Source organism: Bacillus cereus group sp. N24, from assembly GCF_016483345.1.
Taxonomy (GTDB): Bacteria; Bacillota; Bacilli; order Bacillales; family Bacillaceae_G; genus Bacillus_A; species Bacillus_A toyonensis.
This window is the reverse complement of sequence record NZ_JAEHCA010000013.1, coordinates 101,256-114,526: the sequence shown is the minus strand read 5'-3', so window position 1 is coordinate 114,526 and position 13,271 is coordinate 101,256. Positions and strand designations below refer to the sequence as shown.

Below are 13,271 nucleotides of genomic sequence, written 5' to 3'. Positions count from 1 at the left end.
GCGATATGATGAGAGTCGCCATATTTACCGATACTTTTACACCACAAGTCAATGGGGTTGCGAAAACATTAGAGCGATTAACACGTTACTTTCAAAAAGAAAATATCGCCTATTCTGTTTTCGCCCCTCAGCATACCGCTGAAGATAATTTCGTAGCAAATGTGAACAAAATGAGGAGTATCCCGTTAACAATATTATATCCAGAATGCCGCTTTTCTTTTCCTACCCCGCGCATTAAACGGGAACTTCTTACCTTTAAACCTGATATGATTCACATTGCTACACCTTTCAACATGGGACTTTGTGGATTGTATTATGCAAAAAAGTTAAACATTCCAGTTGTCGGTTCTTATCATACTGATTTCGATGCCTATTTACGCTATTACAAAATCGAATTCCTCTCTAATATGCTTTGGAACTATTTAAAATGGTTTCATAGTCATATGCAAAAGAATTTTGTTCCTTCCTCTGAAACATTACATCAACTAAAAAATAAAGGGTTTCAGTCCCTCTCTATTTGGGGACGTGGTGTAGATTGCACACTCTTTCATCCAGCTTATAATACAGACCTATTCCGAAAAAAATATAATATTACAGCGAAGTATGTCCTTTCCTATGTTGGACGGATTGCTCCTGAAAAAGATATTGATACGTTGCAAGACCTTATCGTTAAATCCGCGCATACTCGAAACGACATTCATTGGCTCATCGCAGGAGATGGTCCTCTAGCAGGAAACTTATGTGCAGCTGTCTCGAAAACAAATGTCACTTTTACTGGCTATTTACAAGGTGAAGATTTAGCTGAAGCATATGCTTGTTCTAACATAATGGTATTTCCATCAGCTACTGAAACGTTTGGAAATGTCGTACTCGAATCACTTGCATGTGGTACCCCTGTCATTGGTGCAAATAGTGGCGGAGTTAAAAATATTATTACAGATGGAAAAACGGGAGTTCTTTGTCCACCAAAAGATGCGGATGCATTTCTATCATCCATTTATTCTTTATTACAAAATGAAGAAAAACTTATACAGATGGGAATAGCAGCTTCGTCTTATGCGAAATCCAAAAGCTGGGATGAGATTTTTCGTGGCTTACTTAATCAATATGAAGAAGTCCTTCAGCACACCACATCAGAATTACTCGCTTAAACACAAAACTCCCTTCAAAAAATGAAGGGAGTTTATTACACGAACACAAATTTTAGTTTAATAAATGATACATAAGGTTAAATATCACTTTATTTCTATATTCATTATAACAAAAATAAACATAACTAAACAGACTTGTAATAAAAACCCATAAAAATTAATATATGGTTATACAGTGTTTTTACTGTATAGTGATTTTAAGAATTCCCCTTAAAATCAGCTTACTCACATACCTTTATACAGCAATTGTTCCCCAATTCTGTATATCAAAAAACCTTTCATTCATTTGAAAGGTTTTTTTGAGCTTGCGCATATTCTTCTTTCGTATTCACATTTATAAACCATTCTGCATTTGCTTGTATATCTTCTCCGGCAACATATTTCACATTACATTGTGATAAAAGCTGCCCCATACTTCTTTTTTCTTCTTGAAGTAAAGTATAAATCTTTTCTTTCACACGGTTATGATACGCTGCAAGTAACGGTTGTTTTCTTCCATTAATAATAGGTACAACCGCATCATATTCATTGTTCGTTTGCTCTAATAAAATAGTAAACCACTCATGCGAAACATTTGGCGCATCGCAAGGCATAATAGCGTACCAATCTGCTTCTATATATTCCATTCCTGATACAATTCCAGCAAGTGGACCGTTTCCTTTATAGTGCGGAATATCTTCTATAACAGGAACTTGTACGAATTGCTCTACTCGCTCTTTTATATCAGAATGACTAATGACTATAACTTCTGGGAGCGTACTTTCCATCACTTTCAAAATATGCTCAATAAAAGTACTCCCTTGCCAGTTCACTAATGCTTTCGGTTCGCCAAACCTACTCGACATACCACCTGCTAATACAATTCCAGCCCACTTACTCATTGGCGATGCAGTTCGAATGTAATATGACCTAACTCCGGTAAAATCAACTTATTCATCGCAAGGCGAACTGCTCCGCTAGATCCTGGCATTGAAAAGACAACTTTTCGCCCAATTGTGCCACCAATCGCTCTACTTAACATTGCACTACTTCCGATATCTTCTAAATAACTAATCATGCGGAACAACTCACCAAATCCGACAATTTCTTTATCTAATAGCGCTGATACGGCTTCAATTGTGACATCACGTTTCGTAATACCTGTACCACCATTTGTTAATACAACATCAACATCTTCCTTATGATAACCAGCTAACACTGCTTGCTGAATACTTTCTTTATCATCTTTTACAATTGCATAAGAAGTCACTGTATGGCCTGCTTCTTTTAACAATTCATGTAATAGTTGTCCGCTCTTATCTGTCTCTTCCGTACGTGTATCGGAAATTGTTACAATCTTGCAACGCACTTCTTTTGGCGCTTGTTTTTTATGTTCATTGACACTCATTTTTCTTCTTCCTTTCTTAAAGACTTTTCTTCATTTTATCATACATACCTTTACACAATTATGTATGAAGACGATGATGCATCATGATACAATATAAGTATAGTAATCCACAAAAAGGAAAATGAAAAACATTCTTTCTTATCCCCCTAGACTTCACATCATTAGCTAACCTTTAACTTTTCTTATATTTTCTACATAGTAGAATTCAGTTTTTAAAATTGCACTACCAAATAAATCGGAGGTCTACCTATTATGGAACTATACAAAAAATTAACAACAACATTCATCCTCTTATTCGTTGCTTCCATCACTGTCGGTTTTTCTCTAAAAGGAGCAATTCCATACGCCACATTAGTAAGTATTATATTCGCAACGCTATTTTTACTAAGCAGTGCCTTTTGCGCGGGTAAAGCACGTCAAATGAAAGGTTGATTGCATATGTTACATAAGAAACGGACCATTTGTAAATCATGTGAAAAAGAAATACAAACATATGAAAAATCACGGATTCATATGCCATTTCCAGCAAGTGATATGACTAATATGAAAAAATATATTGAGCTAGACGGAGAAGTGTATTGTAAATCATGCATTCAAATTGTAAGTAAAACGAAATAAAAAAAGCTTTGCGCTCACTGCGCAAAGCTTTTTTTCATATATTATAGACCAGCTTGCTCTTTTAAAGTAGCTGCTTTGTCTGTACGTTCCCATGAAAGATCTACATCAGTACGTCCAAAGTGACCGTAAGCTGCTGTTTGTTTGTAAATTGGGCGACGTAAGTCTAGCATTTTAATAATACCAGCTGGGCGAAGATCGAAGTTGTTACGAACTAGTTCTACTAGTACGTCTTCAGATACTTTACCAGTGCCAAATGTATCAACTGAAATTGATACTGGTTGTGCTACGCCAATTGCGTATGCAAGTTGTACTTCTGCTTTGTCAGCAAGACCAGCTGCTACGATATTTTTCGCAACATAACGAGCTGCATATGCTGCAGAACGGTCAACTTTCGTTGCATCTTTACCAGAGAATGCACCGCCACCGTGGCGAGCGTATCCACCGTAAGTATCAACGATGATTTTACGTCCTGTTAAACCAGCATCACCTTGTGGTCCACCAATTACGAAGCGGCCAGTTGGGTTAATGAAGAATTTCGTTTCTCCATCCATTAATTCTGCTGGAACTACAGCTTTAATTACATGCTCTTTTAAATCGCGATCGATTTCTTCCCATGTAACATCTGGATGATGCTGTGTAGAAATTACAATTGTATCTACACGTACAGGTTTACCATTTTCATCATACTCAATTGTAACTTGCGTTTTTCCATCCGGACGTAAGTATGATAATGTGTCATCTTTACGTACTTCAGTTAAACGGCGAGCTAATTTGTGAGCAAGCGAGATTGGAAGTGGCATTAATTCTTGTGTTTCATTACATGCAAAACCAAACATTAAACCTTGGTCTCCTGCACCAATTGCCTCAATCTCAGCGTCAGTCATTTGACCTTCGCGTGCTTCTAGCGCTTGGTCAACACCCATAGCGATGTCAGCAGATTGCTCATCGATAGATGTTAAAACTGCACAAGTTTCTGCATCGAATCCGTATTTTGCGCGTGTGTAACCAATGCCTTGAATTGTTTCACGAACGATTTTTGGAATGTCTACGTAAGTAGAAGTCGTAATTTCCCCCGCTACCAATACTAAACCAGTTGTTACAGTTGTTTCACAAGCTACACGTGCATTTGCGTCTTTTGATAAGATCGCATCTAAAATTGAATCAGAAATTTGGTCACAAATTTTATCTGGATGTCCTTCAGTTACAGACTCAGATGTGAACAGATGACGTTTTTTTGTCATGTGGTAAACCTCCCTACAGTAATTGTATATATTGTACGGAACTCATCCTTAATTTGCCACAAACTGCGACATACATTTATTCTCCCACACAAGCATACAGAAAAACCTTTCCTACTTAACATAGAGGAAAGGTTTAATTTGCTACTTGCATACTGCTTTTTGCCCTTTGCTCTTATCGTTCGAGACCATTAGCCTCGCACAGGTTTTAGCACCTATTCACATGTATTTACCACTACAAGTGAGGTTGCTGGGCTTCATCGGGCCTGTCCCTCCGCCAGCTCGGGATAAGAGAGTATCCGTCCCAACCTATACTAAAGAAATGATATTCATTTGTCAATTAATATTCACATTTTCCTGAAAGTTTTTCTCAATACGCCTGGAATGAAATATTAATAAGGAAATAATACATTCACACAAACAAAAATAAATAAATAGTATACATTATTTATATAATTGTGTTATACTCTTGATGGGGATTACGAGAAATATTTCATTAAATGAAAAGGATGGTATATAAATATGAGTACTGTGAATGTCCAAATCGGTTTACATGAATTATTGAACGGAAGCAATGCACAGATTCAACTAAGTGTTCCGCAATTAGTGGAAAAAGTATTAATGCGAAATGAAGGGAAATTAACTTCTACTGGTGCAGTTTCTGCTTCAACAGGAAAATACACAGGACGTTCTCCTAAAGATAAATTTATTGTGAAAGAAGCATCGGTTGCTGACAAAATTGCTTGGGGAGCTGTGAACCAACCGATTTCTGAAGAACATTTTAATAAATTATATACTAAAGTTTTAGAATACTTAAAAGAAAAAGAAGAGTTATTCGTCTTCAAAGGATTTGCAGGCGCTGATCGCAACTATCGCCTACCAATTCAAGTTATTAACGAATATGCATGGCACAATCTATTTGTACATCAATTATTTATTCGTCCAACTGAAGAAGAATTAACAACTCATGAATCAGAGTTTACAATTGTTTCTGCACCGAACTTTAAAGCAGATCCAGTAATTGACGGTACAAACTCTGAAGCATTCATCATGGTTTCATTCGAAAAACGTATCGTACTAATTGGTGGTACAGAATACGCTGGAGAAATGAAAAAATCAATCTTCTCTATTATGAACTTCTTACTACCTGAACAAGATATTCTTTCTATGCATTGCTCTGCAAACGTAGGTGAAGAAGGTGACGTAGCACTATTCTTCGGTTTATCTGGAACAGGTAAAACAACTTTATCTGCTGATCCAAACCGTAAATTAATCGGTGATGATGAGCATGGTTGGTCTGATAACGGTGTATTCAATATTGAAGGCGGTTGCTATGCGAAATGTGTAAACCTTTCTCATGAGAAAGAACCACAAATCTTTGATGCAATCAAATTTGGATCTGTTTTAGAAAACGTTGTCATTAATGATCAAACACGCATCGCTGACTATAACGATACTACTTTAACAGAAAATACACGTGCTGCCTACCCTATGCATGCGATTGACAATATCGTGCTGCCAAGTGTTGCAGGACATCCAAATACAATCATTTTCTTAACTGCTGATGCATCTGGCGTATTGCCTCCAATCAGTAAGTTATCAAAAGAACAAGCTATGTACCATTTCTTAAGTGGTTACACTAGTAAACTAGCAGGAACAGAGCGCGGCATTACATCTCCGCAAGCTACATTCTCAACTTGCTTCGGTTCACCATTCTTACCACTTGATGCATCTCGCTATGCTGAAATGCTTGGTGAAAAAATTGAGAAACACGATGCGAAAGTATTCTTAGTAAACACTGGCTGGACTGGTGGCGAATACGGTGTTGGTAAGCGTATGAACTTAGGTTACACTCGCGCAATGATTCAAGCAGCACTAAGCGGTGAACTTGCAAAAGCTGAAACTGCTAAACATGACATCTTCGGTCTTGAAGTACCTCTTCACGTACCAGGTGTACCTGACGAAGTATTAATGCCTGAACAAACTTGGGCTGATAAAGCTGCTTACAAAACAAAAGCAATTGAACTTGCAAACGAATTCAAAGCTAACTTCAAAAAGTTCGACAGCGTTTCTGAAGCTATTATTAACTTAGGCGGTCCAATCGCTTAAGTTAAAACTTTCTGTTGGAATAACCCTTTACTCATATGAATAAGTGTCGTGTAACCGTAAAGTTTCGCGTACTCACCGACAAAACCCAATGCGGCTTAACGGTTACACACACTTACATAAAAAAGAAGCTTACGTTTTTACGTAAGCTTCTTTCTATCTATTTTTTATACAAGTACGGAGCTAAAAAAGGCTCTAATCGCTTCTAACCATCGCCGGATTCTCTATTCCATCTAAAAAATTCCCAACCACAATCTACAATTCATATACTTAAATTTTCACACATACAAATCACGGATTCAAACACACAAACTATTTCCCTACTTACTACATCCTTCTGTTCTCACACTGTATGGAGCTAAAAAAGGCTCTAACCGCTTCTAGCCACCGCTGGACCCTCTATCCCATCTAAAAAGCAGCTTTTATCTTTTTATCTCTTCGTTAATTCTTTCTCATCTTTCATGCTATAGTAGCCTAAATTAACAACAATTAAGAAATAACCGCCCATAATCCCTACTGCAAAAGCCCACATCACCATATGGTGCTCAATTTCGTACATAATAATAGCACCCAAAATAGCAGCGGCAAAACGGTTAAACATACCGAGCGTCGGTGCTTTCGTTTTCTTTACAATGCTATCTCCAAGCTTCTCAATTCGTCTCCCTAAAAGCCAAACACAATACATACTTACGATAAGTCCAATTCCTGCACCTAGAAAATGCGCTGAAAACGGCGTTAACATCCAGCCTAATAGCAGAATACCTAGTAAATAATACGATTGAATTTTAAACGATCTTAATGACATACTAATCATGCTGTACCCCTCTTCAGTAGTTTTAATCTATCCAGCAAAAGCTGTATAACTCATTTCTTTCGAGTTCATACTACTTAAAATTCTCTTCACTCAAATTAAAAACAACATAAACGCAATGTTTATGTTGTTTAAATGTTTTCAGAAAATAATATTATACAAGATTTCGAACATCATATTCTTATAATTTGTGACGTTTTTCCAAACATTTTTCGTCCATTTATGAAAAAAGTGATATCAATCTATGAACATACGGATATGATGTAATAAATACACAAATAAAGGGGGCGTCTAATGATTTATTTTTTAATGGCTCTCATTCACCTCATTGTCCCTGCACTTATTGGACTTTCGCTATATTGGTACACGAAAAATCATAGTATTTTCTACGCTGTCCTCGGTGTTCTCCTTCCAGGTATTATTCTTATCACACTCTTCCGTATTCCATTTTTAAACTTAATTCCACTTATTACTGCTATCTTATTTCTCGTCTTCTTACCAAAAATAAAAAAATAGGAAAGCAGATCATAAGTGATCTGTTTTCCTATTTTGATATAGGTTCCTGTACGGTAGTATGAACTTTTACTTTCTCCAATTTTACAAACCATAGACCAAAGAAAATGATTATCCCACCGATCATTTGTTGTACTGAAATAGATTCATTTGTCCATATAGCTGCAAATAAAACCGCTACAATCGGTGTAATATACATATATACCATCGTATGGGATGCCCCAATTTTTTGAACACCGATATACCACATTACTAAACCAAATACTGTTACAAAGAAAATAGAATATAGTAAAGCAAATAGTGTCATCCCTTTTGTAATAAGAAACGGCATGACAAATACATGTGGACCACTTAATAATAAAAGCGGAATTGCTCCAACTAATGCCGACCATGCAGTAACACGTAGTGCTGAATATTTTTTAATTAATGGCCCTGCTAAAACAGGATAAAGCCCCCAGCATATTGATGTAATCATTCCAATTCCATTCCCGTAAAAAGAACTAGCGAGTGAATGCCCCGCTACTAAAACTAATGCTGCACCCACAAAGGCAATCATAGAACCAATTAACTTCCGAGAAGAAAACTTTTCTTGTTTCAAAAAAACCGCAAATAAAGTTGTAAAAATAGGTGAAATAGAAATGAGTAAAGAGGCATTTGTAGCGGATGTATATTTAACAGTTTCCATAAATAACGTTTGATATAGTACAATACCTACAAAACTAACAACGATTAATCTTGGTATATCTTTTCGCTCCACATAAAGCGACTTTTCAATAAAGAATGTAAGCAATAACAGTAACGGTGCCGCCGCCATCATCCGAATAGCAGTAAACTCAATTGCTGTAAATTCTACAAGCCCATATTTTGCAATGGTATAGTTAATACCCCAAATCATAACGACACTTAAAATTAATAACTCAATTCCCCATCTTCTCATGCGTATCCCCTCCGCAAAGAAAATTATACAGAAAATTCAATCACGTGTACATTTCATTATGTGAAAAAATCTTTTATTGTATCAAGAGCTTTACTTTGACACATGAAATTATATCGGCGATTTTTTAAGTATATCGACTTATCAACAAAAAACGGCAATAATAACACCTTATGCAATGAAAAAGACGATTCCAAAAACATATTGGAACCGTCTTTTCTTTATTATACTCGAACATGTAACTTCATATTTGGATTATAAAACTGGCTCGGGCTTTTCAACTGAAAAGTTCCTCCACCTTCATGCCAATCAACCGTTAACTTATCATCCATAAATACAAGCTTTGTGCGATCGGCGATAAAGCTAAGTGTACTTGATTCAATATCTACATCACGCTCATCTTTTTCGACTACAGCTACTAAATCAATGATTCCGCTCATAACACAACCGCAACCTTCATTATCGTAAAATAACTTTATATATTTCGCTTCATTTGGAATCGTATCCATGATTTTTTTATATGCTGCTTCTGTTACAGTAACGTACATCTGTTAATGTTCATCCTCTCTTCTCGTATCATTCATATATTGTACCACTATTTTTCTAAAACTTTGTATACAGAAAATTAAGACTAATATACAATGTATGTGATAAAGGAGGTTCTATCACTGATGTCTCAACTAAAGCGATATCCTATTTTATTAGGCCTATTAGGTAGCTTTTTTATTTCTAGCGGAATGATATTACAACATATACTTCCCTATTCTCCTTCTATTGGTTGGATTCTAGGTTTTATTTGTTTCCTATCCGCTTCTTATTTTGCCATGAAAAACAAAAATAACTATAGAGTAAGAATTAGTTTAAGGAGGATAACACAACATGCCAGCTTTAAAAGAAATAGAACAATCACTCAATCATATATTCCAAATCGAAAAATACGGAAAAGACATTGCCTTTAGTCGCTTTATCCCTGCTGTATATGATTCTATCCAATTTCCATGGCAACAATTTTTTGAAGCAACTTTTGTAGAGCTATTTAACGGTCTTATGATACGAGGGGCTGAAAATGTAAACAAAGTATTTTTAGCTGTATTCCCTACAGATGACGTTCTTGAAGCTTTCATTTCACAATCGACACCCGGTGATTTACTCTTTATGCATCATCCACTTGTAATGGAGTGCGGTGATCCGCTTGGAAAATCAGGCCGTGGTTTTATTCCCATTCCAGAAAAATATTTGCAGGCGATAAAAGAAAAACAACTTTCTATATATACATGTCACGGACCAATGGATTTTCATCAAACGTATGGAACAAGCATTTCAATCGCAAAAGCACTCCAAGCCAGTGTAATTGACGGATTTGCTTACGGTGGTCCAGAAAGCGAGCCAGTCGGTCTCATTTGTGAAATAGATGAAACATCAACAGAAGCACTCCAAAAACGTCTAAAAAAACTCTTCCACATTCCTTACACAGACTTCGAAGGTAAACAACACGATTCCATTAAAAAAATTGCAATTATCGCTGGATGTGGCGATGTCGTATCTTTAATGAACGAAGCAGAAGAAAAAGGTGCTGAAGCATATATTGCAGGAGAAATCCATTGCCATATCGACAATGATTACGGTAGACATAAATACTCGCTCATTATGGATTATGTAAAAACAACGAATATGTCACTCATCGGTGTGTCGCACTCTGCCTCTGAATACTTAGTGAAAGAGACATTGATATATGATTGGTTTAAAGAGAACTTTCGTTTGGATATTACTTTAATTCCGCAGGAGAAATGGTGGTTATAAAAGGGCGCTTTAATTAGTGAAGATGGGTACACACACCAATTTATTTTTTACAGAATAAAAAAGGAGATCGCTCTCAAGTAAGTAATCTCCCTTTTTCGAATATTTTATCATTACATCGGCAACATTACCTTTACCGTCGTTCCAACTCCAACTTCACTTTCAAAGCTCATTTTACCGTTGTGGTCTTTAATAATTTTTTCTGTAACTACTAACCCTAAACCTGTGCCCGTTTCTTTCGTTGTGTAAAAAGCTTCATTTAACTTTGGAATTTTATCTTTCGGAATGCCGCACCCCTCATCTTTCACCTGAACGACGATTCCATCTTCTACGGTAACTTTAATCGTAATCGTTCCACCAACTGACATTGCTTCAATCCCATTTTTGATTAAATTAAAAAATACTTGTTTTAATCGTTGTTCGTCGCATGTAATTGACGGTATGTCTTTACTGTAAATACCTTGTATGTGCACCCCTTGTTCTAAAGCAGGCTTACCCATAACCCGAATAACATAAGCGATGATTTCTTGTATGTTATGAGTTTCTGATTCTAGCGATTTAGATTTCTCAAACCCACTAAGTTCTGTAGTAATTGTATGAATTCGTTCTACCTCTTGCTTCATAATATCGCTATAAATCTTATCCTCGGGATGCTTGTTTGCTTGTTTATTCACAAGTTTTTTTAAAGTTGCTAAAGGTCTTCTAATCTTATAGCCAATAACTGTTGCCATTTTTCCAACAGTTGCTAGCTTTTCTGTTTGTTTTATTTCTTTATCCATCATCTCAATCGTACGAATGTAAGACTGGAATCTCAAAAATATAATCCAACATATAATGGAGAATACGCTACATAATGCCATTGGGATTAAAACGAGAGAAGATTGAATAATGATTCCAATAAGAGCGTACCTTCCAACAATTATCCCTATAACTAACCAAAAATATTTTTTACTCACGAAGATTGGTGCAAATAAAATGAAAAATCCTTCTACTATATTTCCACCATCAAACTCAGCATCACTACCAGAATAAATCATAATATTATGGATAAAATCTAATATATTATAGCCAATTAAAATGATATACTTTACCGCAAATGGATTCTTCCATTTCATAAAATATATGCCGATGCAAAACAATATCACCATCCAAAAATAGAGCCATAAACCTAAACCATCTTCGAATTTTCCTACTCCTTCTTGTTCCCCCCCTATTAAAGGTACGATAAATTCATAGGCAAGATCATATACAAAAAATATAATAAAAAATAAGCTTAAAAATACTTTGAGTGCCTTTATTTCTTCATTTTTAAATATATAGCCTTTATTCATATGGTAACTCCTAGCTTTTCTTCCACTTGGACTTCATAATTTCCAAACTTCATTGGAAGAATGATGTCTATTCTTGTTCCAATATCTCTTTCACTTACAATGCATAATTCACCAAGATGCTCGGCAACAATTCGATCCGCTACCGTAAGTCCTAGACCAATTTTATCTTGTTTCGTTGTATAAAAAGCCTCTGTCACACGAGCTAAATTTTCCTTCTTAATACCGTAACCACTATCGATTATACTTATCATCACATAATCTTTCCCTTTATTTTCTAATCGCAAATCTAAAATGCCACCTTGCTCCATTGCCTCCAGAGCATTATTTATGACATATAAAAAAACTCCTCTTATTTTTCGTTCATCACATTCAACTTCCACTGTTTTTTCTTCCACATTAGAAATAAGTTGAACATTTGATTCATTCATTTTTTCGTGAAGAGTTTTTACTGCTTGTAATACAATTTTTCCTACATCATGTTTCTCATAAATAGAAGGTTTACATGTAGCAACTTCCATTAACTCACTTATCATATTATTCATATTTTCTATTTCAAAGATCATTCGTTTATAAATAGGATCATCTTCATGCTTCTCTCGCTGTAATTGCGTAAATCCTTTTAACGAAGCAAGTGGATTTTTAATTTCATGCCCGACTGTCGCTGCCATTTTTCCGATCACTGCTAATTTTTGTGATTCACTAGCAATCTTAATACTTTCCTTTACAGCTGAAAGATATTGTAAAAATCGATTTAAAATGATGTATGCAGCTATTAATAAAAGTATATACATAATAAGAAACATAAACGCTTTTACTTCCTCTAATACAAATAAATAAATCACATATTTCCCTATAATCGTAGCAAGTAAAAACACAAAATACTTTTTATTTAAAAATATAGGTACAAAGAAAATGAGAATAATTTCCATTATATTTACCCCATCAAATGCCGCCTTATTATAAAGAATATACGAAAGTATATTAGCCATTTCTATCCCTACGTATGCAAATAAACATGTATATTTAACAAGGTTTGCTTTCTCTTTTTTTATTAAATATATATTCACGCCGAGTATTGCTGTTCCACAAATAACTTGCCATAGTATGTTATGTCCCTTATCCGTTAGTGATTTATTTTCTAATACGATTGCATAGAAAATTTGATATGCAGTAACAGTAACAAATAGCACCCATAAGAAAATTTTTGCATTCCTTTCTTCTTCTTTATATGATAGAAAACTTTCTTTCACTTTAACACCCCTTCAAAATAATATCTCGAAGAATACCATTTATTATAATAAATGATTTTCATAGACAAACAAAGATAAATCGAACATTTGAGGAAAATCATACCAACAGTGTAATATCTTCAGACTATGTGCAAG

General features: G+C 35.3%; 14 protein-coding genes and 1 riboswitch. Of the genes, 6 read left to right on the top strand and 8 right to left on the bottom strand.

Translation table 11 applies throughout. From position 1 onward, the window contains the following. The first annotated feature begins 8 nt into the window (after positions 1-8). Entirely contained in the window at positions 9-1,151 is a 1,143-nt protein-coding gene (locus JDS95_RS18900) for a glycosyltransferase family 4 protein (RefSeq protein WP_001261639.1), read from the top strand. 278 nt (positions 1,152-1,429) lie between these two features. On the opposite strand, the gene JDS95_RS18895 is transcribed toward JDS95_RS18900, so the two are convergent. After that, positions 1,430-2,032 carry a molybdenum cofactor guanylyltransferase gene (locus tag JDS95_RS18895; protein WP_000049471.1) on the bottom strand — a complete coding sequence of 201 codons (603 nt, stop codon included), beginning with the start codon at positions 2,030-2,032 and terminating at the stop codon, positions 1,430-1,432. After that, positions 2,029-2,538 carry a MogA/MoaB family molybdenum cofactor biosynthesis protein gene (locus JDS95_RS18890; protein WP_000115581.1) on the bottom strand — a complete coding sequence of 170 codons (510 nt, stop codon included), beginning with the start codon at positions 2,536-2,538 and terminating at the stop codon, positions 2,029-2,031. Before JDS95_RS18890 ends, JDS95_RS18895 begins: the two co-directional genes overlap by 4 nt. A 252-nt stretch (positions 2,539-2,790) precedes the next feature. Here JDS95_RS18890 and JDS95_RS18885 point away from each other — a divergent pair, with 252 nt between their 5' ends. Continuing rightward, the gene (locus JDS95_RS18885; RefSeq protein WP_000424805.1) at positions 2,791-2,970 is read left to right on the top strand and encodes a hypothetical protein; all 180 of its coding nucleotides are present in this window, start codon (positions 2,791-2,793) and stop codon (positions 2,968-2,970) included. 6 nt (positions 2,971-2,976) lie between these two features. Next, positions 2,977-3,156 carry a hypothetical protein gene (locus JDS95_RS18880; RefSeq protein WP_000902510.1) on the top strand — a complete coding sequence of 60 codons (180 nt, stop codon included), beginning with the start codon at positions 2,977-2,979 and terminating at the stop codon, positions 3,154-3,156. Between the two features lie 41 nt (positions 3,157-3,197). Here the strand turns inward: JDS95_RS18880 and metK are convergent, their stop codons facing one another. Further along, positions 3,198-4,397 (bottom strand): methionine adenosyltransferase, encoded by a 1,200-nt coding sequence (gene metK, locus JDS95_RS18875; RefSeq protein WP_000163114.1) that lies wholly within the window; start codon positions 4,395-4,397, stop codon positions 3,198-3,200. 169 nt (positions 4,398-4,566) lie between these two features. After that, positions 4,567-4,688: riboswitch (SAM riboswitch) on the bottom strand. 228 nt (positions 4,689-4,916) lie between these two features. Here metK and pckA point away from each other — a divergent pair. Beyond that, positions 4,917-6,503, top strand: coding sequence for a phosphoenolpyruvate carboxykinase (ATP) (gene pckA, locus JDS95_RS18870; protein WP_085450525.1), 1,587 nt, complete (start codon positions 4,917-4,919; stop codon positions 6,501-6,503). A gap of 427 nt (positions 6,504-6,930) precedes the next feature. On the opposite strand, the gene JDS95_RS18865 is transcribed toward pckA, so the two are convergent. After that, entirely contained in the window at positions 6,931-7,314 is a 384-nt protein-coding gene (locus tag JDS95_RS18865) for an ATP synthase subunit I (RefSeq protein WP_000624935.1), read from the bottom strand. A 291-nt stretch (positions 7,315-7,605) separates the two neighbouring features. Here JDS95_RS18865 and JDS95_RS18860 point away from each other — a divergent pair, with 291 nt between their 5' ends. Further along, positions 7,606-7,827, top strand: coding sequence for a hypothetical protein (locus tag JDS95_RS18860; protein WP_000639048.1), 222 nt, complete (start codon positions 7,606-7,608; stop codon positions 7,825-7,827). A 28-nt stretch (positions 7,828-7,855) separates the two neighbouring features. Here the strand turns inward: JDS95_RS18860 and JDS95_RS18855 are convergent, their stop codons facing one another. Both JDS95_RS18855 and JDS95_RS18850 read right to left on the bottom strand, forming a co-directional pair. After that, positions 7,856-8,761, bottom strand: a complete 906-nt coding sequence (locus tag JDS95_RS18855; protein ID WP_199690717.1) for a DMT family transporter — start codon at positions 8,759-8,761, stop codon at positions 7,856-7,858. A gap of 221 nt (positions 8,762-8,982) precedes the next feature. After that, the gene (locus tag JDS95_RS18850) at positions 8,983-9,306 is read right to left on the bottom strand and encodes an iron-sulfur cluster biosynthesis family protein (RefSeq protein WP_000289568.1); all 324 of its coding nucleotides are present in this window, start codon (positions 9,304-9,306) and stop codon (positions 8,983-8,985) included. A gap of 331 nt (positions 9,307-9,637) precedes the next feature. Between JDS95_RS18850 and JDS95_RS18840 the strand changes: the two genes are divergently transcribed. Next, positions 9,638-10,558, top strand: a complete 921-nt coding sequence (locus JDS95_RS18840; RefSeq protein WP_001111097.1) for a Nif3-like dinuclear metal center hexameric protein — start codon at positions 9,638-9,640, stop codon at positions 10,556-10,558. 110 nt (positions 10,559-10,668) lie between these two features. Here the strand turns inward: JDS95_RS18840 and JDS95_RS18835 are convergent, their stop codons facing one another. Beyond that, on the bottom strand, positions 10,669-11,886 hold the full coding sequence (locus JDS95_RS18835; protein ID WP_144467202.1) for an ATP-binding protein: 1,218 nt from the start codon (positions 11,884-11,886) through the stop codon (positions 10,669-10,671). Then, positions 11,883-13,136, bottom strand: coding sequence for an ATP-binding protein (locus JDS95_RS18830; protein ID WP_144467203.1), 1,254 nt, complete (start codon positions 13,134-13,136; stop codon positions 11,883-11,885). Before JDS95_RS18830 ends, JDS95_RS18835 begins: the two co-directional genes overlap by 4 nt. Positions 13,137-13,271 lie beyond the last annotated feature (135 nt).

Excerpts from the sequence above, each read along its gene's own strand:
- JDS95_RS18900 (WP_001261639.1), top strand. The coding sequence starts at position 9 with ATGAGAGTCGCCATATTTACCGATACTTTTACACCACAAGTCAATGGG.
- JDS95_RS18895 (WP_000049471.1), bottom strand. The coding sequence starts at position 2,032 with ATGAGTAAGTGGGCTGGAATTGTATTAGCAGGTGGTATGTCGAGTAGG.
- JDS95_RS18890 (WP_000115581.1), bottom strand. The coding sequence starts at position 2,538 with ATGAGTGTCAATGAACATAAAAAACAAGCGCCAAAAGAAGTGCGTTGC.
- JDS95_RS18885 (WP_000424805.1), top strand. The coding sequence starts at position 2,791 with ATGGAACTATACAAAAAATTAACAACAACATTCATCCTCTTATTCGTT.
- JDS95_RS18880 (WP_000902510.1), top strand. The coding sequence starts at position 2,977 with ATGTTACATAAGAAACGGACCATTTGTAAATCATGTGAAAAAGAAATA.
- metK (WP_000163114.1), bottom strand. The coding sequence starts at position 4,397 with ATGACAAAAAAACGTCATCTGTTCACATCTGAGTCTGTAACTGAAGGA.
- pckA (WP_085450525.1), top strand. The coding sequence starts at position 4,917 with ATGAGTACTGTGAATGTCCAAATCGGTTTACATGAATTATTGAACGGA.
- JDS95_RS18865 (WP_000624935.1), bottom strand. The coding sequence starts at position 7,314 with ATGATTAGTATGTCATTAAGATCGTTTAAAATTCAATCGTATTATTTA.
- JDS95_RS18860 (WP_000639048.1), top strand. The coding sequence starts at position 7,606 with ATGATTTATTTTTTAATGGCTCTCATTCACCTCATTGTCCCTGCACTT.
- JDS95_RS18855 (WP_199690717.1), bottom strand. The coding sequence starts at position 8,761 with ATGAGAAGATGGGGAATTGAGTTATTAATTTTAAGTGTCGTTATGATT.
- JDS95_RS18850 (WP_000289568.1), bottom strand. The coding sequence starts at position 9,306 with ATGTACGTTACTGTAACAGAAGCAGCATATAAAAAAATCATGGATACG.
- JDS95_RS18840 (WP_001111097.1), top strand. The coding sequence starts at position 9,638 with ATGCCAGCTTTAAAAGAAATAGAACAATCACTCAATCATATATTCCAA.
- JDS95_RS18835 (WP_144467202.1), bottom strand. The coding sequence starts at position 11,886 with ATGAATAAAGGCTATATATTTAAAAATGAAGAAATAAAGGCACTCAAA.